The following is a 22,658-nucleotide window of genomic DNA, read 5'->3' as shown; positions in this document are numbered from 1 at the left end:
ACCCCGGCAGGCAGGCGACGCCATCCATGGACACGGGACCGATCGAGTTCGCGACAGCGACACAGACCCTTGCGGGCCTGCGACGGGGTGAGTTCACCAGCGTCGAACTGCTCCGGACGTACCTGGACCGGATCGAGGCCCGCCCCTGGGTCAACGCGATCGTGACCCTCGACGCGGACCGGGCCCTGGCCGAAGCCCGCCGGGCCGACGAGATCCGCGACGCGGGCGGCCCGACGGGACCCCTGCACGGTCTGCCGATCACCGTCAAGCACGACCAGAAGGTCCGGGGCGTCCTGTCGACCTACGGATCCGAGAGCCTGCGGGACTACGTGCCCGAGGACGACGCCGAGGCGGTCGCCCGGCTGCGGGGCGCGGGCGCCATCGTCTTCGGCCGCTCGAACCTGCCCGAGTTCGCCACCGACGGGCAGGCCTACAACTCCCTGCACGGCACCACCCGTAACCCCTGGGACCGCGAGCGCACCACGGGCGGCTCGTCGGGCGGCTCGGCCGCGGCGGTGGCGGCCGGGATGACCGCGCTCGACATCGGCAGCGACATGGGCGGCTCCATCCGCATCCCGGCCGCCTGGTGCGGTGTCTTCGGCCTGAAGCCGACCTGGGGCGTCGTGCCCGTGCAGGGCGCCGTTCCGCATCCGGGCGAGCCCGAAGGCGCCGGCCTGACCGTGCCGGACATCGCCGTGTGCGGTCCGCTGGCCCGGGGCGCCGACGATCTGGACCTCGCCCTGACCGTCCTCACCACGCCCCGGGACGACCACGGCGGGCTCCGACCCCACCTGCCCCGGGCCCCGTTCACGGCACACCGGGAACTGCGCGTGCTCGCCTGGTTCGACGACCCCGTGACGGAGGTCGACCCGGCCACACGCGAGGTGCTGCACACGGCCTGTCGCGCCCTCGAGGCCGACGGAGCCCGTGTCACGTACGGAGTGCGGCCGCCGGGCGGCCTCGACCGGCTCGAGGAACTCTTCGAGCTGCTGTTCATGGCGGACGTCGGCGGGGGCGCCGGCGACGCGGGCTTCCAGGAACTGCGCGGCGCGATGCGGCTGCTGCGCACGGAGTCGCCCATGGCCGGACTCCACCACCGCGCGCTGGGCCTCACCCACCGCGAATGGCTGGCCCTGCACCGAGAGCGTCTGATGCTGCTCCAGGCGTGGCAGGGGCTGTTCGACGACCACGACGTCGTCGTCACCCCCACGGTCCTGACGACCGCTCTTCCGCACGATCACAGCGAGCCGGTCCCGGCCAGGCGCTTCGAGCTGAACGGCGAACGCCATCCGTGGCGCCCGGCGCTGACGCGCTGGTGCGGCGCGGTCGGCGTGCTCGGCCTTCCCGCGGTCTCCACGCCCGTGGGGCTCGACCGGCACGGGCTGCCGGTCGGCATGCAGGTCGTCGCCGCTCCCTACCGCGACCGCAGCGCCATCGCCGCGGCCCGCCTGATCTCCGAGAGCGCGGGCGGCTACGCCGTGCCGCCGCTCGACGGGACACCCGCGTGAACACACGACCAGCAACCGCTGCCGACCCCGAGGAGAGCCTGTGAGCACCGCCTTCGTCAACGGCCGCCGCTATGTCACCGGAGTCGGCACCCGGCCCGGCGGCGTGGCCGTGCGGGACGGGCGCGTCGTCGCCGTCGGGACCGACAGGGACGTCCTCGACGCGGCCGGCCCGGACGCCGAGATCGTCGACGCGCACGGCGGCCTGATCAGCCCGGCCTTCGGCGACGCGCATCTGCACCCGATCGTGGGCGGCATGGAGCTCGGGCAGTGCCACCTGGACCACTGCACGTCCGCCGAGGAGTGCCTGGACGTCATCGCGGCCTATGCCGCGGACCATCCGGACGAGCCCTGGATCCTCGGCGGGGGGTGGACCATGGCGCACTTCCCCGGGGGCACCCCGCACAGGAGTCTCCTCGACCGCCTGGTGCCCGACCGGCCCGTGTTCCTGCGCAGCCGCGACCACCACGGCGCGTGGGCCAACTCCCGCGCGCTCGAGATCGCCGGCGTCGACGCGACCACGGCCGATCCGCGCGACGGCCGCATCGAGAGGGACCCCGACGGCAGCCCCGCGGGAACGCTGCACGAAGGCGCGGCGCAGCTGGTGACGAGGGTGGCGCCACCGCCCACACGCCATGGTCTGCGCCAGGGACTGCTGCGCGGCCAGGAGCACTGCCTGGCCCAAGGGATCACCCAGTGGCAGGACGCCCTCCTGCGCGAGATGGGCCCCGGCCTCGACGCGATGGACGTCTATGTGGACGCGCAGGCCGACGGCGCGCTGCAGGCGCGGGTCACCGGCGCCCTGTGGTGGGACCGCGACCGTGGCCCCGACCAGATCGCCGGCCTTGTCGCCCGCCGGGAGCGTGCCCGGGGCGGTGACCGGGCCGGTGACGACCTGTTCCGGGCCGACGCGGTCAAGATCATGATCGACGGGATCCCGGAGAACTTCACCGCCTCGCTGAGCAGGCCGTACCGGGACCGCTGCGGGCACGAGACCGCCAACCACGGACTCAGCTTCATCGACCGCGAGGTGCTGGGGGAGGTCGTCGCCACCGTCGACGCCCACGGCTTCCAGGCGCATTTCCACACGATCGGGGACCAGGCGGTGACGGACGCCCTGGACGCGGTCGCCCACGCGCGGCGGGTCAACGGCGACTCGGGCATCCGCCATCACCTGGCCCATCTGCAGATCGTGCGGCCCGAGGACGTGCCGCGTTTCGCCCGGCTCGGAGCGGTCGCCAACATCCAGCCGCTCTGGGCCCGTTACGACCCGCAGATGAGAGAGCTGACCATCCCGTTCCTGGACCCGTCCCTCGTGGACCTCCAGTACCCGTTCCTGGACCTGCACGAGGCCGGCGCCGCGCTGGCGGGCGGCAGCGACTGGCCGGTCACCAGCGCCAGTCCCCTGGAGGGCATGCATGTCGCCGTCAACCGCACGGCCGAGCACGCGCCGGCCGACGCCGAGCCGTTCCTGCCGCGGCAGCGCCTCCCCCTGGTCGTGGCGTGGGACGCCTACACCCACGGGGTCGCCCGCCTCAACGGCCGCGAGCGGCAGACCGGCCGGCTCGAGCCCGGGTACCTCGCGGACCTGGTGCTCCTCGACCGTGACCCCTTCCTGGGACCACGGCACGAGATCGCCGGGACGGCAGTCGTCGGCACCTGGCTCGGCGGCCGGTGTGTGCACCGGCGCGGGTGACGTCCGGGGCGCCGCCGGCGTGCGGACGACGCGACTTTCCGCGCCGCAGAATCGGCGGCCCTCGCGCCGGTCCGATGTCTGGAAAACGCCTATGGTGCAGCAATTGTTCACGGGGCAACGACGGAGAGGAGGAGTCTTGGCGATCGTCGAACACAGTCTGCCGCGCTCCGCCCGCAGACAGTGGGCCGCGGTGCTCGTGGCAGGGGCGGGCCGCCTCGCCCAGATGGCGCTCACGCTCCTCGCGGCGAGCTTCCTGATTTTCGTGGCGCTGCAACGCGCACCGGGCAACCCGGTCGACATCATGCTCGGCAACAAGGCCGGAGACGCGGAGGCGGTCCGGCGCCTGAACGCGCAGTACCACTTCGACCAGCCGCTCCTCGTCCAGTACGGACACTGGATCACCGGACTCCTGCACGGCGACCTCGGCACCTCGTTCATCTTCCGGGAGGACGTCTCGTCACTGATCGCCGCCCGGATCCCCACCACCGCCCTGCTGGTGGCCTACGGAGGCCTCCTCGTTCTCGTCCTCGGATTCGTGACGGGACTCGTCTCGGCCCGCGCGGGCCGGACGGTCGACACGGGAATCTCCGTCCTGCTGTCGGTGGCCCTGGCCACACCGACCTACGTCATCGCGATCGTCCTCATCACGGTGTTCTCGCTCTACCTCAACTGGTTTCCCGTCTTCGGCAGCGGGGACGGCCTGCTCGGACGCCTTCACCACCTGACCCTGCCCGCCGTCACGCTCGCCCTGTCGAGCAGCGCCGCGATAGCCCGGGTGACCCGGGCCGCCGTCAAGGACGAGGAACGCCGGGACCACGTGACCACCGCCCTCGCGCGAGGACTCGACACCCCGACCGTTCTGCGCCGGCACGTCATACGCAACGCGCTGCTGCCGATCACCACCATCACCGGCATCGTCGCCGCCGGTCTCATCGCGGGGACGGTGATCGTCGAGAACGCCTTCGGCCTCGACGGGGTGGGCTCCCTGCTGGTCCAGGCCATCACACGGAAGGACTACGCCGTCGTGCAGAGCACGAGCATCCTGGTCATCACCGCATTCCTCGTGGTCAACGCCCTCGTCGACCTCCTGTACGGCGTCATCGACCCGCGCACCCGCGACGGCGGCACCCGGTGAGCGCGCTGGTGCCGGCCCGGACCGGACCCCTGCGCGGCTCCGGCGGCGGCGCCACGGTGGCGATCCGGTGCTTCGGCGCGTTCGCCGTGCTGCTGGTCCTCCTCCCCCTCTGCGCGCCGCTGATCGCCCCCGCGGATCCGAACGCGGGAGACGTCCTCTCGGTCCTGCAGCCCCCGTCGTCGCAGCACTGGCTCGGCACCGACGCGTCGGGCCGCGACCTGTTCTCACGCCTGGTGTTCGGCTCACGGACCGCGCTGCTCGGCCCGCTCGTGGTCGTCCTGATCGCCACGTCCGTGGGAACGGCCCTCGGCGTCCTCGCCGCCTGGAACCGGGGATGGGTCGACTCCCTCATCGGCCGCCTCTTCGACCTGGTGTTCTCCTTCCCCTCGATGCTGCTGGCGCTGCTGTTCGTCACGGTCATGTCCCCGGGGCTGTTCTCGGCCGCGCTCGCCGTCTCCATCGCCTTCGTGCCGGCCATCGGACGACTCGTCCGCTCCACCGCGCTGCGCGAGGTGAACGAGCCGTACGTACAAGCCCTGTACACCCAGGGATTCGGACCGGTCAGGCTGTGCGTCCGTCACGTCCTGCCCAATCTGTGGCCGGTGATCGTCGCCCAGGTGACCATGTCCTTCGGCTACGCGATGGTCGAGCTGGCGGGCATATCGTTCCTCGGCCTCGGCGTGCAGGACCCCACCGCCGACTGGGGCGCGATGATCAACACGGGACAGGGCAGCATCGTCCGCGGCTTCCCCCAGGAATCCCTCTACTCCGGGATCGTCCTCGTCCTGGCCGTCGTGTGCTTCCTCAGCCTCGGCGACCTCCTGTCCGAACGACGGGACGGAGGCCGCCGATGACCCCGCTGCTCGAAGTGGACGACCTCCGTCTGACGGTCGGCGGCCGGGATCCACAGGGACAGGAACTCCTGCACGGCGTCTCGTTCACCGTGGGCGCCGGGGAAGCCGTCGGAATCGTCGGTGAGTCGGGCTCCGGCAAGACCCTGACGATCCGGGCGGTCGCCGCACTGCACCCGCCGGGCGCGAGGATCGACGGCGACATACGTCTCGACGGACGGTCCGTTCCCGCGATGTCGCCCCGCGAGCTGATGCGCATGCGCCGCGACGACGTCGGCATGGTGTTCCAGGATCCGCACGCGGCGATCAACCCGGTGCACCGCATCGGCGACTTCCTCACCGAGACCTACCGCAAGGACGGCCCGGAGCAACGGCGCGTCGCCGCCGCCCGCGCCCTGGAACTGCTCCACCAGGTGCGCATCGACGATCCGGCGCGGATCCTCGGCTGTTACCCGCACGAACTCTCCGGCGGCATGCTGCAGCGCGTGATGATCGCCGCAGCCCTCCTGCGCGGTCCGCGCCTGCTGCTCGCGGACGAGCCCACGACGGCACTCGACGTCACGACGCAGGCCGAGGTCGCCGCCCTGATCACCGATCTGCGGCGCGAGAGCGGCACGTCGCTGATCTTCATCACGCACGACATCGAACTCGTCGGGGCCCTGTGCGACCGCATCCTGGTGATGTACAAGGGCCGGATCGTCGAGGAGCTGACGCCGGACCGACTGCACGGCGGCAAGATCGCACACCCGTACACCGAAGCGCTGCTCGCCTGCCGCCCGGACATCACGCGACGCCGCCACCGGCTGCCGGCGGTCCCGGCCGGCGCGTTCGAGGAAGGCTGGGCCGCCCAGTGATCAGTCAGGAATCGCACGGACCAGGGGAATCGCACGGACCACGGGAATCGGCCGCCGGCCCCGGGGACGCGGCCGCCCCCGTCCTGCAGGTCCGGGACCTGCGCAAGACCTTCCAGCCCCGTGGTCTCCTGAACGCCGGACAGCCGGTCGTCGCGGTGGACGGGGTCTCCTTCGCCCTTGCGGGCGGTTCCACGCTCGCCGTCGTCGGTGAGTCGGGGTCCGGCAAGACCACCCTGGCCAGGATGATCATGGGACTCGAGCCGCCGACGAGCGGGTCCGTCGAGTTCTTCGGCAGGGCGCAGCCGCGGCGGATGCGGACCCGCGACCGGCGGGCCCACGCCCGGGTGATCCAGATGGTCTTCCAGAACCCCTACCGCTCCCTCGATCCCCGTCAGAGCGTGGGCGCCGCCGTCGAGGAGGTCCTGCGGCACCACTTCGACCTCGGCCGTCAGGACGGCAGAGCCCGGACGGCCGAGCTGTTCGACATGGTGCGGCTGGCCCACAACCTGCTCGACGCCCTGCCCCGCGAACTGTCGGGCGGCCAGCGGCAGCGCGTGTGCATCGCCCGCGCGCTCGCCACGAACCCGCGCGCGATCGTCCTGGACGAGGCCGTCGCCGCGCTCGACGTGCTCGTCCAGGCGCAGGTCCTCAACCTGCTGGCGGACGTCCAGGAGCAGACGGACGTCAGCTACCTGTTCGTCACCCACGACCTGGCGGTGGTGCGGCAGATCGCCGACGACGTCCTGGTCATGAAGTCCGGGCGCGTCGTGGAGCACGGGCCCGCCGGGGAGGTCCTGGACCACCCGGAGCACCCCTACACCCGTCTCCTGCGCGACTCCGTTCCCCGGCCTGGCTGGAAACCGGCCCGCCGTCCCGCGGACGACAGCCCGACGGTCCCGGCCTGACGCCGCCGGGCCCTCCACCCCCGCACCTCGCACCTCGCACCCCGCGCTCCTCGTCGGCTCACCGACGTCGACGTCCCTCCTCCTCTGTCCGCACGCGTGCCGGCCGGCCCGGCGAGGCCCCTCGCCGTGCCGGCCGCCTCGCGGCAGACGCCCGCGACCGCGCCGACGACCGTTCCTCCGGACGCATCTTCCACACCGCAGAATCGCCTCCCCTCGCGCCAGAGCCCGTGACCGCGGGATGGCTGAATATGACGCCTCGGCGCCCGCGTCCGGGCCGGACACCGCGCCCGCCCTCGTCGGCCGACCTCCTCGAAAGGGATCTCTCATGTCGCTCCCGCTCGGTCCTTCACGTCGCGCCCGCCACCACACGCCGTCCGACACACAGCGGCGGCGGACCGTCCAGGTCGCGGCTGTGGCGGCCGCCCTCGCCCTCGTCACCGCCTGCGGCGGCGGGACCACCACCGCAGAGAAGGCCCCGAGCAGCAAGGGCTGGGCCACCACCACCCCCGGGGCCGCCGGAAACCTCGACACCGCCCACTGGAACCTCATCCTCGAACCCACCACCCTGGACCCCCAGCAGGCGAACAACTACGGGGTCAACGAGGTCCTGGCCAACATGTGCGAGAGCCTGCAGACGCTGAACCCCGACTTCTCGATCAGCGACGGCCTCGCGTCGCTGAAGGTCGAGGACGGCGGGAAGCGGCTGGTGTACTCCATCGACGCCAAGGCCCGCTTCTGGGACGGACAGCCGGTCACCGGCGCCGACGCGGCCTTCAGCCTGAACCGTGCCTGGCATCCCTCGGCCCAGCAGGCGCCCGACTACAACCAGTACTTCGCCGCCGTCAGCGGCATCAGGGCGACCGGGCCCCGTGAGGTCACCGTCGACCTGACGCGCCCCGATCTCCTCTTCCGGAAGATGATGGCGACGTTCGCCGGCGCCGTGGTTCAGGCGCGGTACTCCACCGCTCACCCCGATTACGGCAAGCCGAGCGTTCCGCCCATGTGCTCCGGGCCGTACACGTTCAAGTCCTGGAAGACGGGGTCCAGCCTGACGCTCGAGCGCAACGAGCACTACTGGCGCGGCGTCACGGCCAAAACCCGTCAGGTGGTGTTCAGCTTCCTTCAGGGCGACAGCTCGCAGACCCGTGCGCTCACCGGCGGCGGGATCGAGGGCATGTACCAGCCGCCGGCCTCCGCCCTCGGCAGGCTCGGCGAGCACGGCAAGGTGTACTACGGCAAGTCCCTGCTGTCGTTCTACCTCGTCCCCACGGCGAAGAGCGGCCCGCTGCGGGACCCGCGTATCCGGCAGGCCCTGTTCCTGGCGCTGAACAGGACCGCGGTCGCCCGCACCGCCTTCGGCGGCGCCGCGGTCGCCTCCCGCAGCATGCTTCCCGCCGACGTGTACGGGCCGGTCAAGGCGACGAGGAGCGAGGGCGCCGGAGGAAGCCCCGAGGAGATCGCGCAGGCCAGGAAGCTCGTCAAGGAGGCGGGATCTCCCAAGGGGAAGATCGTCCTCGCGGGAGCTCCCGCCATCAGCGACTCCCTCACCCAGACCCTGCAGGCCGTCGCCGAGGCGGCGCGGAAGATCGGCCTCGACGCGGTCTACAAGCCCGTGACCGTCGGGCAGTTCTACGAGCTCTTCTCCGGTCCGCAGGGCTGGCGCGGCACCGGCGCCGACGCCTTCGGCTCGCAGTGGAGCCTCCCCGTCGCCGACCCGCAGGCGCTGTTCTCGGTGTGGGCGAACCCCGAGGACCCCTCGAACTACTCGCAGTTCGCGGACGGCGCGGCGAGCAAGCTGATCCAGCAGGCGGGCGCGGAAGGCGATGAGGGCAGACGCGACGGGCTGCTCGCCGAAGCCGACAAGCGACTGTTCGACCGGATGCCGTGGATTCCCGTGGTGGACGTGGCCAATGTCCTGTACCTGAACAACAGCGTGACGGGCCCGCCGGCCTCCTTCGTGAACTGGTACTACCCCTGGGCGCAGCAACTGGGAGCGACCAAGTGACGCAGGACTGACTCAGGAGTGAGGCGGATTTCCTCCCTTTCCCACCTCTGACGACCCCTCAACGGCTCTGCCCGGCCGGCCTACTGGCCGACCGGGCAGAGCCGTTGAGGTCGGCCCGTCGACCGCCGGCCATGAGCGGGGCGGATCTGTCGCACGCCGGTTCGGATCCGTTGTCGGAATCCCCTGCCAGACTGACCGGAGCACATGATCGGCCGTCTCGCCGGACCACCCGACCGGTAGTCCGTGCGAGGCCTGGCCCCTGCATGACCGCCTGAACCGTCTGAACCGCCTGATCGCTTGAACCGCCAGAACCAGGAGCACGGTGCTCGTGTCCATACCTCCGCCTCCAGAGCCTCACCAGCCCCAGGACCCGTACCAGCCTCCGCAACCGCCGCCGGGCCCGCACGCGCAGGATCCGTTCGCCCCGCCGCAGGACCCGTACGCGCGGGGGCCGTACGGTCCGCAGGGCTACCCGGGCCCTCCGGGATCCCCGGGCCCGTACGCGCAGGCCCCCTACGCGCAGGCCCCCTACGCGCAGGCCCCCTACGGGGCCGGGCCCTACCCGGTCTGGGGGCAGGGACACAGCCCCTACGGCCGGACTCCGGCGGTCAACGGCCTGGCCATCGCCGCCCTCGTGCTCGGCGTCCTCTGCTTCCTGCCGGCCGTGGGCCTGGTCCTCGGGATCGTCGCCCTGACGCAGATCAGGAAGCGGGGCGAGCGCGGCAAGGGGATGGCGGTCGCGGGCATGATCCTGTCCTCCGCCGGGCTCGCGCTCTGGGTCCTGGCACTGGCCACGGGCGGCGCGTCCGACTTCTGGCAGGGGTTCAAGGAGGGCGCGGGCGCGCGCTCCGGCTTCTCGCTGGCCAAGGGCGACTGCTTCGACATGCCGGGCGGGACGTTCGACGAGGACGTCTACGACGTCGACGAGGTGCCCTGCTCGGGCGAGCACGACGCCGAGGTCTTCGCGACGGTCCCGCTGTCCGGCGGCAGCTTCCCGGGCGACGACCGCGTCACGCAGGTGGCCGACGACAAGTGCTACCGGCTCCGGGACGCCTACGCGATGGACCCCTGGGCGCTGACCGACGAGGTGGACGTCTACTACCTCACGCCCACCTCGGGGAGCTGGGACCTCGGGGACCGGGAGATCACCTGCGTCTTCGGCCCCGTGGACGACAAGGGCACCCTGACCGGATCGCTGCGCGCGGACGAGACGACCCTCGACGCCGACCAGCTGGCCTTCCTCAAGGCGATGGCCGCCGTCGACGAGGTTCTCTACCAGGAGCCGGAGGACTCCGCCGAGGGGAGCCTGACGGCCGACCGGACGTGGGCCGCGGACGCCGGGGACGTCACCGGCGAGCAGGCGGTCGCGCTCAAGGCCCGCACCTGGTCCGCGAAGGCCCGGGGGCCGGTCGCCGCCCTGGTGAAGGACATGCGCACGGCGAGCAGGGAGTGGGCGGCCGCCGCGAGGGCCGGCGACGCCGACGGATTCTACGAGCACTACGAGACCGCCTACGGGTATGTCGACGGCACCACCACCGTCACCGCCCGCGAGGCTCTGGGCCTGGCCACCACGCCGCCCGCCTACGGCGAGAGCTCCGACACCGGGGGCGGCGACAGGGCCGGGAGCGACAGCGACAGCGGCCTCGATGTGTGATCGCGTCCGCAGCGGGGAGAAAGTGCCTGGCTAAAGCGTTTCGCAGGCAGATGTCATCACATCGAGTGGTTCTCTGGCCTTTGCTTGCACGGCCCAACCCACGGTTGCCAGGCTGTAGCTGTCTGTACAACCTGATGGGAGTGGCCAGTGACATTCGGTGAGCAGCCGGCGTATCTGCGTGTCGCGGGTGATCTCCGCAAGAAGATCGCCGACGGATCGCTGCCACCGCACACCCGCCTCCCTTCCCAGGCGAGAATCCGCGAGGAGTACGGCGTCTCGGACACCGTCGCCCTGGAGGCGCGCAAGGTGCTGATGGCCGAGGGGCTCGTCGAGGGCCGCTCCGGTTCGGGGACGTACGTGCGCGAGCGGCCCGTTCCCCGCCGGATCGCCCGCTCCGGCTACCGCCCGGTGAGCGGGGCCACGCCGTTCCGTCAGGAGCAGGCCGAGGCACACTCCCGGGGGACGTGGGAGTCCAGCAGCGAGCAGGTGGAGGCGGGCGTCGCCGTCGCCGAGCGGCTCGGCATCCAGCCCGGCGACCGCGTGATGCGCACGAAGTACGTCTTCCGGGAGTCCGGCGAGGTGATGATGCTCTCGACCTCCTGGGAGCCCCTCGCGGTCACCGGCCGCACCCCGGTGATGCTCCCCGAGGAGGGCCCCCTGGGCGGCATGGGAGTCGTCGAGCGGATGCGGGCCATCGACGTCATCGTCGACAACGTCACCGAGGAGGTGGGGGCGCGGCCCGGCCTCGCGGAGGAACTCCTCGCCCTCGGTGGCGTCCCGGGTCACGTGGTCCTGGTCGTGCAGCGCACGTACTGCGCGTCGGGCCGTCCGGTCGAGACGGCGGACGTGGTGATCCCGGCCGACCGCTACCGGGTCGCGTACCACCTGCCGGTGAAGTAGCCGGCCCGTAGCGGGGGCGCGTGCCGGAGCGGCCGGGCGGCGGAGGGGGCCGCCCGAGGCCGCGTCCGGCCGCGCGAGGACGCGGGTGCGGACGCGAGGGCGGGTAAGGACGCGGGTGTGAGGGCGGGTAAGGACACGGGTCCGGGTAAGGGGAGGCCGGGGAGGCGGGGGCGCGGGCAGGTGCTGTAGCGCATACGGTCGGGCGGCGCACACCCTTCCGGCAGTTGCCTCCGGAACTCGCCTGCCCGGGGCGCGGCCGCAGGGCGTCGGAATCCGGTCGTTTCCGATCGTTCCCGCAGGTCGCCCGGTGCGCGCCCGGAACGCCGCCGACCGGACGCGTTGCGTCGTACGTACGGCGCGTTCGGTCTCGTGCGCCCCCTGCGTCTTGGCTGGTTGCGTACCTCTTTGTGCAAAGTCGTGTTCGGTGCGTAAAGGTAAGGCGTACGCTCGGGCATATGCGGATTGCGGTTTCCTTGGCAGGCGGGACGCGCGGCGCGCCGCGGACAGGATCCGGCCCGGCCGGGACGGGAAGGGGGCGGGCGGCGTGATGAACGACAGCACGACCTCTCTGCCCTGGCTCGTCATACGGCAGGACGACAACGGCAACCGCTACCGCGTGGGCAGGTACGCGACCCGGGCCGAGGCCCAGGAGATCGCGGACAGCCTCGACGGCCGCGGACACAAGCAGCTCTACTGGGTCGAGCGCGTGGGCCAGCAGGGGCCGTCGTCACGCCACTCCCCGACCGCGCATCAGCCCCAGACACAGCCGCAGGCGCAGGCCCAGAACGGCGACGCACCCTGAACTGACCCGTACCCGGCCCGGACCCGGCCCGCACCGGGCGTCACTCCCCGCCCGCACCGGGCGCCGGTCTCGGCCCCGGCCCGGACCCGGCGTCGGTCCCGTAGGCTCCGCCGCATGACGGAACGGATCGTGGTGGTGGGAGCCGCCCTGCTCGACGACGGCCGCCTGCTCGCCGCGCGCCGCAGCGCGCCCCCGGAACTCGCCGGACGCTGGGAATTGCCCGGCGGCAAGGTCGAGCCCGGGGAGGGGCCCGAGGCGGCGCTCGTGCGCGAACTGCGCGAGGAACTCGGCGTCGAGGCGGAGACCGTCGAACCGGTCCCGGGGGAGTGGCCCCTGAGGCCGCCCTACGTCCTCCAGGTGTGGACCGCCCGGCTCCGGCCCGGCTCGGCCGCCCCCGAGCCGCTCCAGGATCATGACGCGCTGCGCTGGCTCGCCCCGGACGAGGTCTGGGACGTCGACTGGCTCGACCAGGACGTGCCGGCGGTGCGCGCGACGCTTGCCGGACTCGCCTCCGGCGCGCGCTGAGTCAGGGCCCCCGGGGCAGGCGCGTCGGCGGAGGCACGACGGCGGAGGCACGACGGCGGAGGTGTGTCAGCGGGGCGCGTCGGCGGGCGGAGCGGTCGCGGGTTGTACGCCGTCCGTGCCACTGTGCGCCCTGTCGAGCGATACTGGCCTCTGAGTATCGGGTATGTGCCCATTAACCCCATGAAATCGGACATGGGTGTACTCGCTGGGCTGGGAAGTGATCGGCGTGATCGACACCGAGGGCGACCGGGCCGAGTGGTCGTTTCCCGCGGAGCCCGGTGCGGTGCGCACCGCCCGCCGAGCCGTCAGGAACCAGCTGCGCCACTGGGACCTCGACGGCTTGGGTGACATCGCGGCTCTGCTGGTCAGCGAGTTGGTGACCAACGCCCTCCGGCACGCGACCGGTCCCATCGGCGTCCGTCTGGTGCGCCCCGCGCGCCTGGAGGGCGTGCTCCTGGTCGAGGTGTCCGACCCGCTGCCCGACCCGCCGCGCGAGCGGGTCGCCCTGCCCGACGACGAGAGCGGGCGCGGGCTTCAGCTCGTGGCCTCCGCCGCGCGCCGCTGGGGCACCCGGCCCGGAGCCGCCGGGAAAACGGTGTGGTTCGAGCTCGCGGTGCCGGGTTGACGGGGCGTGATGCGGGGATGACCCCGGTGTACGGCGGGGTTCCCGCCGCCGCCTGTCCGGCGCCGGTCCACGACCGGTGCCGGAAGGTGTGATTCGACCACGTGCCCGCTGGTTAGAAGACTGGAAGTGTTGTCGCGGGACGGGCCAAAAAACGCCTGGACCGTGCTGTGATCGTGAACACCGTGTCGTGCGGACCCGTAGTGCTGGATACTGCGGGCAGCCGCCGCCGGTGACCGGTGCCGGACGCGGTGAGCTGGAGGGGACGGTTCGCGTGAGCGAGATACCAGCGAAGGCCACGGAGTCCGAGGACCCGTCGGGCCGCGCGAGGGCGAGGGCCGCGGGCGCGCTCGCCGCCGACGCCGTGCGCGGCGCCGCCGGCGGGGAGGGCGAAGCGGCGGCGCCCGGTGACGCCATGTGGCAGAGCAGCCCGCCCGGTTCGATCTACGACTACATCAGGGTCGCCTCGTTCTCGATCGGCCCCGACGGCCTCGTCGACCAGTGGAGTCTGCGCGCCGAGCAGATCTTCGGCATCCCCGCCGAGCGAGCCGTCGGCATGGACCCCATCGACGCGTTCGTCGACCCCGACCTGCGCGAACGCGGACAGCGAAAGATGGCCGAGATCCTGGACGGGCGGGAGTGGACCGGTGTGGTCCCCTTTCGGATGCCCGAGCCGGTGCCCGGCGGCGGACGCGGCGAGAGGGGCCTCGCCGAGGTCTACGTCATGCCGACGCGCACGCTGGACGGCGAGAAGGCCGCCGTGTGCATCGTCGTCGACGTCCGCACGCTCCGCAGCATCGAGACCGACCTCGCCGCCTCGAAGGCGATTTTCGGTCAATCCCCGTTCGGCTTCCTGCTGATCGACCCCGACCTGCGGGTCCGCCGGGCCAACCGCCGGTTCGCCTCCATCTTCGGCGGCACCCCCGACGAACACCACGGCAAGGGCGTCCACGACTACCTGCCCCGGCCCGAGGCCGAGCGCGTCAGCGCCACCCTGCGCCGGGTGCTGGAGACCGGCGACTCCATCACGGACATGCACGTCACCGGGTTCGTGCCCGGCTCCGACGAACGCCGGCACTGGTCGATCAACCTGTACCGGGTGCACAGCGGCAGCGGCCGGCCCATCGGCATCGCCTGGCTCGGCACCGACATCACCGCCCGCCGCGCCGCCGCCCGCGAGGCCGCCGCCGCACGGCGCAATCTCGCCCTCCTGAACGACGCGGGAGCCCGCATAGGGAACTCCCTCGACCTGGAGACGACCGCGCGGGAACTCCTCGACGTGGTCGTGCCCGGCTTCTGCGACCTGGCCACCGTGGACCTCTACCAGGGGCTCCTGACCGGAGACGAGACCCCGCCCGGCCTCGCCGACGGCAGCGCGCAACTGCGCCGGGTCGCCTTCTCCTCCGCCGTCTCCGACGCTCCCTTCCCCGGCGCGGGCGCGCCCGTCGCGGTCGGCGCGGTCCACCACTTCCCGTTCAACTCGCCCTGCGCGGACGCCCTGCGCACCGCCCGCTCGCAGAGCATCCCCGGCGAGGAGGGCGGCCTCGTGCAGACCACCCTCGCCGTCCCGATGGTCGCCCACGACACCGTCGTCGGCCTCGCGCAGTTCTCGCGGACCAAGGGCAGCGAGCCGTTCGGCGACCGGGACCGCGATCTGGCCGTGGAACTCGCGGCGCGGGCTGCGGTCTGCATCGACAACGCCCGCCTGTACCGGCGCGAGCACGAACGGGCGTTGATACTGCAGCGGTCGCTGCTGCCGCCCGGCGACCCGGTGGCGTCGGGCCTGGACATCGCCTGCCGCTACCTCCCCGGCAACGTCTCCATGGGCCGCCCCAGCGAGGTCGGCGGCGACTGGTTCGACGTCATCGAACTGCCCGGCCACCGCACGGCGCTCGTGGTGGGCGACGTGATGGGCCGTGGCCTGCGGGCGGCGGTCGCGATGGGCGAACTGCGCACGGCCGTGCGGACGCTGGCCCTGCTCGACCTCGAACCGGCCGAGGTGCTCTCCGCGCTGGACGAGATCGCGCGCGGGCTCGGCACCCCGGGCGGCGTCCAGCAGGCCACCCGGGCCGCCCGCCGCCCCCGCGAGGCCGACCTCTCCGAGGTGTACCTGGCGACCTGCGTGTACGCGGTCTACGACTCCGTGACCCGGCGCTGCACCTTCGCCAACGCGGGCCATCTGCCCCCGGTCCTCGTCGAGCCGGGCGAACCGGCCCTGATGCTCGACGTGCCGCCGGGCATGCCGCTCGGCGTGGGCGGCGAACCCTTCGAGGAGGTGGAGGTCGACCTCCCCGAGGGCGCGCTGCTGGCGCTGTACACGGACGGACTGGTCGAATCCCGCGACCATCCCCTGGACGAGGGGCTCAACGCGTTCGTCGGGGCGCTCACCGACCCCACGCTGCCGCTGGAGGACGTCTGCGACCACGTCCTCAACACCCTCGACTCGCACCACGGCGAGGACGACATCGCGTTGCTGATGGCACGGGTGCAGGGTCTGCCCGCGGGCTCGGTCGGCGACTGGACGCTGCCGCGCGAGCCGCGCAGCGTGGGCCGGGCGCGGGAGTACGCGCGGGGCCAGTTGCTGTCCTGGGACCTGGAAGCCCTCGTCGACACGACGGAACTGCTGGTCAGCGAACTGGTCACCAACGCCCTGCGCTACGGCGAGGGGGAGATCAGACTCCGGCTGCTGCTGGACCGCACCCTGGTGTGCGAGGTCTGGGACGCGGGCCTCGTCCAGCCGCGTCGCCGCCGCGCCCGGGACACCGACGAGGGCGGCCGGGGACTCCAGCTGGTGGGGCTGCTCTCGGCGGCCTGGGGCTCGCGCCGCACCCCGCGGGGCAAGACGGTGTGGTTCGAACTGCCCCTGCCCGACGGCGAGACGACCCTGACGGACCCGGCGGAAGCCCTGCTGAGCCTGTTCTGACGCGCTGTGCTCGTCTCCGACGCGCTGAGCCCGTCCTGACGGGCGCTCACCCGTCGGCGGCGGGCGCGGCAGGCCCGGCGAAGCCCGCGGGCGTCCCGCCGTCGGGGTCCTCGGCCGGAACGACGCCGCCGAGAACGGCTCCGCCGACGCCCGCCGTGTGGTCCGGCCCCCCGTAGGGGTTGCCGTGCGCCCGGACGTCGAGTTCGGCCAGCTCCCGCGCCTCCTCGGCGAGGGCCTCGGCGGAGGCGCGGTCCGCCGGGTCCCCCGTCGCGAGGAGCCGCTGCGCCTCCGCCAGCCGGGTGCGCGCGGTCACGCCCACGGCCCCCCGGTGCGTCTCGACGAAGTCGGCCGCTGCGCCGCCGGCGGTCCGGGCGGTGATCAGGGCGGCGGCCTGCAGCGCCCCGTCCCGTTCCGCTCCGTGGGACGCGGTCGCCCGCACGATCCGCCGCAGCACCCCGACCGGATCCCAGCCCGCCTCATGCGCCCCCTGCCCGCCGGTGTCCGGGCCGCCGTCGGAGTCCGGTCCGTGCGGGGTCCGGCCGTGCGCGTCCCGCCGGTGCGAGTCCGGTCCGGCGGGCCGGCTGTCGGGCTTACCGGCCGCGGGCTGCCGACCCGGCAGCCCGCGTCGGATCGAGGCGAGTACGGCGTCCGTCCGCAGCAGCCGGGCGTGCAGCTCTCCCGGGGAGGCGTCCGGCGCCTCTTCTTCCCCTTCCCCTTGTCCCTCCGACCCCTCTTCCGTCGCCTCTGCCTCTGCCCGGGCCCGGGACAGCTCCGCCTCCGCTGCCGCGAGGGCGGCCGGCACCGCCTGTTCGGCCGCTTGCAGCTCGGCGGCCAGCCGGTCGACGCCCTCCAGCAGGACGCCGGCCTGGGTGATGGCGCCCTCGGCGGCGCGCAGTTGCCGGGCCACCTGCTCCCGCTGCCCCGAATCAGCCGACTGGCGGGCCTCGTTCAGCCTGACGGTGGCGAACAGGAGCCGGTCCCTGGCCTGTTCCACGTTCCCGACGACGTCGGCGGTGGCGGTGGGCGCGTACCGGGCCCGCAACCCGGCGAGGACGGCTTCCGCGGCCCCCACCCGTCCGGTCAGCTCCCGGAACCGGCCCTCGGCGACCACCAGGGCCTGCCCCGACGCCCGGCCCGGCTCCCGCAGTCCCTCGAACGCCCCGGCCGCCGAGTCCAGCAGCCCCTGCGCCTCCTCGCACCGGCCGACGATCCCGGCGAGCGCGTGTCCCCGGGCGGCTTCCTCCTTCGGCACCCCTTCGTCGTACCGCTGCCGCATCCGGAACGCGGCGGCCAGCTCGGCCGCGGCCTCGTCGACGGTACGGCGGAAACGCGCGGTGTCCTCCGCCGCGAACAACGCCTCGGCGAAGCCGAGTTCGCAACGGGCCGCCCGGATCCGGTCGTCGGCCGCGACCAGCGCGGCGCAGGCCTGCTCGTCGAGGGCGGGCCGCGACGCGGACTGCGGAGGCCCGGGCGGATGGGGAGGGCTGCTCGCTCCGCCCGGAGTCGTCCGGCCGTGAGCGCGTCTGACCCGGCGTATGTACGCGTACCCGGCCGCCGCGCCGGCCGCGCCGACGGCCACCAGCGGCAGCACCAGATCGACGGTGGACCGCCCGCCGCCCGCGGTCGTGACGGCGACGGCGGTCGTGCTCACGGCGGGCGTCGGTTCCTTGATCGCAACCGGAACGTCGGCGCCGGACGTCATTCCCGGCAACACGAGCCACACCGTCCCGACCGCACCGCCCAGAACGGTGTGAACCACCTGTGCGGACAGGCGCGAGCCGGTTCGCCGGGGCCGGCCTCGACGAGGCTGCGAAGAGGTCACGTTTGCGAGCGTATGGCCGTGTTCGCGGCCACGCGAGCGGGATGCACCCGAGTCGGGGGAGATGGGGCGGAACGACACCGAAGGGGGACCCGATGCGACGATCGCCGGGACGACCGTCCGCACACACCGGGAAAGAGACAGGCCCCACGCGCTCGCCGGCCCGTGCCGGCGACGAAGACGCGGACGGGAGCGGGCGCCAGGACGAGCGGGAGGACGAGCACGAGGTCGACGACGGCCCCGGCGACGGCCACGGTGGCGGCGAGGGAGTCGCGCGGGGAGAGCGGGGGCCGGGAGAGCCGGGGAAGCGGTGGCGGCGGTGGGTGCGCCGGGGAGCGTCAGCCGTCGTGCTGCTCGTCCTCGGGCCGGTGCTGGTCGCCGAGGCCACGCTGCGCGTGAACTACCTGGGCGATCCGGCCGGGGGCACGCACACGCGCGGCAAGGACGCCCTCTGGCTGGGCCACGCCTGGGTCGACGGCCGCAAGACGGACGCCGACGTCGACGCTCTGGGCCGCCGGCTGCGGGACACCGGCATCCGGGACCTCTACGTGCACGCCGGTCCCCTGGAGCACGACGGCACGCTGCCCGCGTCCGCCTACGCCCGTGCGCGCTGGTTCACGACCGCCGTGCACCGGGAGGCGCCGAAGCTCCGCGTCCAGGCCTGGCTCGGCGACGTGCTCGCCGGGGAGGGCCCGGACGGCATGCGTCTGGACCGTGCGGCGACCCGTGCCGCCGTCGTGCGGTCGACCCGGGAGGTCCTCGCGGCCGGCTTCGAGGGCGCGCACTTCGACCTCGAACCCCTGCACTCCGGCGACGGCGACTACCTCGCCCTCCTCGACGCCCTGCGCGCCGTCACCCGCGCCCGGCACGCCCAGCTCTCCGTCGCCGCCCACCAGATCGACCCGGTCCCCGGATTCCACGCGTTCTGGGGCGCGACCACCGGGCACCCCAAGTGGTGGTCGCAGAGGTTCTTCGGCGAGGTCGCCCGCCGCGTCGACCAGATCGCCGTCATGTCGTACGACACCATGCAGCCGCTGCAGAGCACCTACGGTGGCTATGTCGCCCAGCAGACCTCGCTCGCCCTCGAGGTCACCCCGGCCTCCACCGACCTGCTGATGGGTCTGCCGTTCTACCGCGAGAACCGCTTCGGCCACTGGGCGCACGCGGAGACCGTCGCCGCCGCCGTCCGGGGCGTCCGGCTGGGGCTGTCACGGACCGACGCCGACCGCGCGAACTTCGGCGTGGCGGCCTACGTGGACTTCGCGGCGTCCGAGACCGACTGGACGTCGTACGAGGAGGGATGGGTGCGGTAGGCGCCGCGGCGAGCGGGGGTCTCCCAAGCGCGGGCATCGGCCGGGCCATCGTCGGGTCAAGGCTCTCGCGGGCGCCCGAGGGCCCTGCGATCATGGGCGCCGTGCACGCGATTCTGGTGGTGGTGTCCGCACTGGCCGTGACGGTTCTGGCCGTGGGCGGTGCGGCCGGTGTCGCGACCGGCTGGGTCGCGCCGTGGGGCAGGTCGAGGGTGCTCCGGCCGCGGCTGTGGGGCTGGGGGTCGCTGATCGCCGCGACCGGAGCGACGGTGTGGATGTTCGTGGGCCCGCTGAACGGTCGGCCGCACGGCGCGTCGGTCTACGTCGCGTGGGCCGGCTGGGTCCTGTTCATGGTGGGGCTGCTGATCCGGATCCGCGCCCGGCGCCCCGGCCGCGCCCCCCGGCTGCCCCCGGCGTCTACGACGGCCGCCTCCTGATCTTCGAGCCCAGCCACACCAGAGGGTCGTACTTGCGGTCGACGGCCCGCTCCTTCAGGGGGATCAGCGCGTTGTCCGTGATCCTGATGCCCTCGGGGCAGACCTCGGTGCAGCACTTGGTGATGTTGCAGTAGCCGAGACCGTGTTCGTCCTGTGCCGCGCGTTTGCGGTCCAGGCCGCTCTCCTCTGCCGCGTCCAGCGGGTGCATGTCCAGCTCGGCGACCCGCATGAGGAAGCGCGGGCCCGCGAAGGCCGTCTTGTTCTCCTCGTGGTCGCGCACGACATGGCAGACGTCCTGGCACAGGAAGCACTCGATGCACTTGCGGAACTCCTGCGAGCGCTCCACGTCCTCCTGGAACATCCGGTACTCGCCCGGCCCGACCCCTTCGGGCGGCACGAACGCCGGGACCTCCCGCGCCTTGTGGTAGTTGAAGCCCACGTCCGTGACCAGATCGCGGATCACGGGGAAGGCGCGCAGAGGAGTGACGGTGATCGTCTCCGCGCGGTCGAAGACCGACATGCGGGTCATGCACATCAGCCGGGGCCGTCCGTTGATCTCCGCCGAACACGAACCGCACTTGCCCGCCTTGCAGTTCCAGCGGACGGCGAGATCGGGCGCCTGGGTGGACTGGATGCGGTGGACGATGTCCAGGACCACCTCGCCGTCGTTGACCTCGATCGTGAAGTCCTCCAGGTCCCCGCCCTCCACGTCGCCCCGCCACACCCTGAAGTGGGCGTCGTAGCTGCTCATTCGTACAGCTCCTCTTCGGTGAGGTACTTCACCAGCTCCTCCTTCTCGAAGAGGGCGAGCAGGTCGGGGCGGATGGGGTCGGTGGTCTGCCGCTCGAGCCGGATCCGACCGTCCTCGGGGCCGGCCGCCGCCGGGCCGTCGGCCGGATCGGCGAGCCGGCACAGCAGGTTGACGTTGCGCCAGGCGCGTTTCATCGCCGGATGGTCCTCGCGGGTGTGGCCGCCGCGCGACTCGGTGCGTTCCAGAGCGGCCCGCGCCACGCACTCGCTGACCAGCAGCATGTTGCGCAGGTCGAGGGCCAGATGCCAGCCGGGGTTGAACTGGCGGTGCCCCTCGACGCCGGCCCGACGGGCCCGGATCCGCAGCTGCGCCAGCCTGAGCAGGGCCTGCTTCATCTCGCTCTCCCGGCGGATGATGCCGACCAGGTCGTTCATGGTCTGCTGCAGCTCCTGGTGGACCGAGTACGGGTTCTCCGCGGGGCCGGTCGCGGGCTCTTCGCCGGCCGCCTCGGCGGAGAAGGGCCGCAGGGCCTCCGCTGCCGCCGCGTCCACCTGGGCGTCGTCCACGAGCGGCCGCCCGGTCGCCGCCGCCGCGGCGTGTCCGGCCGCGTGCAGACCGGCCCGCCGGCCGAACACCAGCAGGTCGGAGAGGGAGTTGCCGCCGAGCCGGTTGGAGCCGTGCATGCCGCCGGCCACCTCGCCGGCCGCGAACAGTCCGGGCACCCCGCGCGCGGCCGCGGTGTCGGAGTCGACCGCGATGCCGCCCATCACGTAGTGGCAGGTCGGCCCGACCTCCATCGCCTCGGCGGTGATGTCCACGTCCGCCAGCTCCTTGAACTGGTGGTACATCGAGGGCAGCCGCCGCCGGATCACCTCGGCGGGCATGCGGGTCGACACGTCCAGGAAGACCCCGCCGTGCGGGGAGCCGCGGCCCGCCTTCACCTCCGCGTTGATGGCGCGGGCCACCTCGTCGCGGGGGAGCAGCTCGGGGGGACGCCGGTTGTGGTCCGGGTCCTCGTACCAGCGGTCGCCCTCCTCCTCCGACTCGGCGTACTTCTCCTTGAAGACGTCGGGGACGTAGTCGAACATGAAGCGTTCGCCCTCGGAGTTGCGCAGCACCCCGCCGTCGCCGCGGACCGACTCCGTGACGAGGATGCCCTTGACCGACGGCGGCCAGACCATGCCCGTGGGGTGGAACTGCACGAACTCCATGTTGAGCAGGGGCGCTCCGGCGAGCAGGGCCAGCGCGTGGCCGTCGCCGGTGTACTCCCACGAGTTCGACGTCACCTTGAAGGACTTGCCGATGCCGCCGGTCGCGATGACCACGGAGGGCGCCTGCAGCACGAAGAAGCGGCCGGTCTCGCGCTCGTAGGCGAACACCCCGCTCACCCGCGAGCCGTCCTTCAGGATCCGGGTGACCGTGCACTCCTGGAAGACCTTCAGCCGGGACTCGTAGTCGCCGGTCTCCCGGTGGTCCTCCTGCTGCAGCGAGACGATCTTCTGCTGGAGGGTGCGGATCAGCTCCAGGCCGGTGCGGTCGCCGACGTGGGCGAGGCGCGGGTACTCGTGGCCGCCGAAGTTGCGCTGGGAGATGCGGCCGTCCGCGGTGCGGTCGAACAGCGCGCCCCAGGTCTCCAGCTCCCACACCCGGTCCGGGGCCTCCTGGGCGTGCAGCTCCGCCATCCGCCACTGGTTGAGGAACTTGCCGCCGCGCAGGGTGTCGCGGAAGTGGACCCGCCAGTTGTCGTGCTCGTTGGCGTTGGCCATCGCCGCCGCGATGCCGCCCTCGGCCATCACCGTGTGCGCCTTGCCGAACAGCGACTTGCAGATGACGGCCGTGCGGGCTCCGCGCTCACGGGCCTCGATGGCGGCACGCAGCCCGGCGCCCCCCGCACCGACCACGACGACGTCCCACTCCTGGCGGTCGACCACGGACATCAGCAGGCCCCACTCATCAGGCTCATC

The 22,658-nt window shown here is 72.9% G+C and carries 18 protein-coding genes; 15 read left to right on the top strand and 3 right to left on the bottom strand.

Annotation, left to right across the window (positions count from 1 at the left end; translation table 11 throughout):
- The first annotated feature begins 26 nt into the window (after positions 1–26).
- From IE239_RS31490 to IE239_RS31430, 13 genes are all read left to right on the top strand, one after another.
- Complete coding sequence (locus tag IE239_RS31490; protein ID WP_190152844.1) at positions 27–1,508, top strand: amidase family protein; 1,482 nt, start codon at positions 27–29, stop codon at positions 1,506–1,508.
- A gap of 40 nt (positions 1,509–1,548) precedes the next feature.
- Positions 1,549–3,201 carry an amidohydrolase gene (locus IE239_RS31485; RefSeq protein ID WP_190152843.1) on the top strand — a complete coding sequence of 551 codons (1,653 nt, stop codon included), beginning with the start codon at positions 1,549–1,551 and terminating at the stop codon, positions 3,199–3,201.
- A gap of 136 nt (positions 3,202–3,337) precedes the next feature.
- Positions 3,338–4,336, top strand: a complete 999-nt coding sequence (locus tag IE239_RS31480; RefSeq protein WP_229878426.1) for an ABC transporter permease — start codon at positions 3,338–3,340, stop codon at positions 4,334–4,336.
- Positions 4,333–5,190 (top strand): ABC transporter permease, encoded by an 858-nt coding sequence (locus IE239_RS31475; RefSeq protein ID WP_190152842.1) that lies wholly within the window; start codon positions 4,333–4,335, stop codon positions 5,188–5,190. The genes IE239_RS31480 and IE239_RS31475 overlap by 4 nt, the downstream gene beginning before the upstream one ends.
- The gene (locus IE239_RS31470) at positions 5,187–6,041 is read left to right on the top strand and encodes an ABC transporter ATP-binding protein (RefSeq protein WP_190152841.1); all 855 of its coding nucleotides are present in this window, start codon (positions 5,187–5,189) and stop codon (positions 6,039–6,041) included. The genes IE239_RS31475 and IE239_RS31470 overlap by 4 nt, the downstream gene beginning before the upstream one ends.
- Positions 6,038–6,946 (top strand): ABC transporter ATP-binding protein, encoded by a 909-nt coding sequence (locus IE239_RS31465; protein WP_308435438.1) that lies wholly within the window; start codon positions 6,038–6,040, stop codon positions 6,944–6,946. Before IE239_RS31470 ends, IE239_RS31465 begins: the two co-directional genes overlap by 4 nt.
- A gap of 325 nt (positions 6,947–7,271) precedes the next feature.
- Positions 7,272–8,951, top strand: a complete 1,680-nt coding sequence (locus tag IE239_RS31460) for an ABC transporter substrate-binding protein (RefSeq protein WP_190152840.1) — start codon at positions 7,272–7,274, stop codon at positions 8,949–8,951.
- A gap of 328 nt (positions 8,952–9,279) precedes the next feature.
- A complete protein-coding gene (locus tag IE239_RS31455) occupies positions 9,280–10,605 on the top strand; it encodes a DUF4190 domain-containing protein (RefSeq protein ID WP_190152839.1) in 1,326 nt (441 codons plus the stop codon).
- Positions 10,606–10,752: 147 nt separating this feature from the next.
- Positions 10,753–11,505: a GntR family transcriptional regulator gene (locus IE239_RS31450; RefSeq protein WP_190152838.1), complete on the top strand. Its 753-nt coding sequence runs from the start codon at positions 10,753–10,755 to the stop codon at positions 11,503–11,505.
- A 547-nt stretch (positions 11,506–12,052) separates the two neighbouring features.
- Positions 12,053–12,307, top strand: coding sequence for a hypothetical protein (locus IE239_RS31445; RefSeq protein WP_190152837.1), 255 nt, complete (start codon positions 12,053–12,055; stop codon positions 12,305–12,307).
- 114 nt (positions 12,308–12,421) lie between these two features.
- The gene (locus IE239_RS31440; RefSeq protein ID WP_190152836.1) at positions 12,422–12,832 is read left to right on the top strand and encodes a (deoxy)nucleoside triphosphate pyrophosphohydrolase; all 411 of its coding nucleotides are present in this window, start codon (positions 12,422–12,424) and stop codon (positions 12,830–12,832) included.
- A 196-nt stretch (positions 12,833–13,028) separates the two neighbouring features.
- Complete coding sequence (locus tag IE239_RS31435; protein ID WP_190152835.1) at positions 13,029–13,457, top strand: ATP-binding protein; 429 nt, start codon at positions 13,029–13,031, stop codon at positions 13,455–13,457.
- A gap of 271 nt (positions 13,458–13,728) precedes the next feature.
- Entirely contained in the window at positions 13,729–16,377 is a 2,649-nt protein-coding gene (locus IE239_RS31430) for a SpoIIE family protein phosphatase (protein WP_190152834.1), read from the top strand.
- A gap of 46 nt (positions 16,378–16,423) precedes the next feature.
- On the opposite strand, the gene IE239_RS31425 is transcribed toward IE239_RS31430, so the two are convergent.
- The gene (locus IE239_RS31425) at positions 16,424–18,028 is read right to left on the bottom strand and encodes a hypothetical protein (RefSeq protein ID WP_229878425.1); all 1,605 of its coding nucleotides are present in this window, start codon (positions 18,026–18,028) and stop codon (positions 16,424–16,426) included.
- 263 nt (positions 18,029–18,291) lie between these two features.
- On the opposite strand from IE239_RS31425, the gene IE239_RS31420 reads away from it, so the two are divergent.
- A complete protein-coding gene (locus IE239_RS31420) occupies positions 18,292–19,509 on the top strand; it encodes a glycoside hydrolase family 18 protein (protein WP_229878424.1) in 1,218 nt (405 codons plus the stop codon).
- Between the two features lie 101 nt (positions 19,510–19,610).
- Positions 19,611–19,943 carry a hypothetical protein gene (locus tag IE239_RS31415; protein ID WP_190152833.1) on the top strand — a complete coding sequence of 111 codons (333 nt, stop codon included), beginning with the start codon at positions 19,611–19,613 and terminating at the stop codon, positions 19,941–19,943.
- Here IE239_RS31415 and IE239_RS31410 read toward each other — a convergent pair.
- Positions 19,924–20,694 (bottom strand): succinate dehydrogenase/fumarate reductase iron-sulfur subunit, encoded by a 771-nt coding sequence (locus tag IE239_RS31410; protein WP_190152832.1) that lies wholly within the window; start codon positions 20,692–20,694, stop codon positions 19,924–19,926. The genes IE239_RS31415 and IE239_RS31410 overlap by 20 nt on opposite strands.
- Positions 20,691–22,631 (bottom strand): fumarate reductase/succinate dehydrogenase flavoprotein subunit, encoded by a 1,941-nt coding sequence (locus IE239_RS31405; protein WP_190152831.1) that lies wholly within the window; start codon positions 22,629–22,631, stop codon positions 20,691–20,693. The genes IE239_RS31410 and IE239_RS31405 overlap by 4 nt, the downstream gene beginning before the upstream one ends.
- Positions 22,632–22,658 lie beyond the last annotated feature (27 nt).

Origin of the sequence: Streptomyces humidus (genome assembly GCF_014649655.1) — a bacterium.
Taxonomy (GTDB): Bacteria; Actinomycetota; Actinomycetes; order Streptomycetales; family Streptomycetaceae; genus Streptomyces; species Streptomyces humidus.
Note: the sequence above shows the minus strand (reverse complement) of the source record. Positions and strands in the feature narration are given on the sequence as shown.

What these genes read in the sequence shown, in the direction of transcription:
- IE239_RS31490 (WP_190152844.1), top strand. Translation starts at nt 27, where the DNA reads ATGGACACGGGACCGATCGAGTTCGCGACAGCGACACAGACCCTTGCG.
- IE239_RS31470 (WP_190152841.1), top strand. Translation starts at nt 5,187, where the DNA reads ATGACCCCGCTGCTCGAAGTGGACGACCTCCGTCTGACGGTCGGCGGC.
- IE239_RS31460 (WP_190152840.1), top strand. Translation starts at nt 7,272, where the DNA reads ATGTCGCTCCCGCTCGGTCCTTCACGTCGCGCCCGCCACCACACGCCG.
- IE239_RS31445 (WP_190152837.1), top strand. Translation starts at nt 12,053, where the DNA reads ATGAACGACAGCACGACCTCTCTGCCCTGGCTCGTCATACGGCAGGAC.
- IE239_RS31440 (WP_190152836.1), top strand. Translation starts at nt 12,422, where the DNA reads ATGACGGAACGGATCGTGGTGGTGGGAGCCGCCCTGCTCGACGACGGC.
- IE239_RS31420 (WP_229878424.1), top strand. Translation starts at nt 18,292, where the DNA reads ATGCGACGATCGCCGGGACGACCGTCCGCACACACCGGGAAAGAGACA.
- IE239_RS31410 (WP_190152832.1), bottom strand. Translation starts at nt 20,694, where the DNA reads ATGAGCAGCTACGACGCCCACTTCAGGGTGTGGCGGGGCGACGTGGAG.
- IE239_RS31405 (WP_190152831.1), bottom strand. Translation starts at nt 22,631, where the DNA reads ATGTCCGTGGTCGACCGCCAGGAGTGGGACGTCGTCGTGGTCGGTGCG.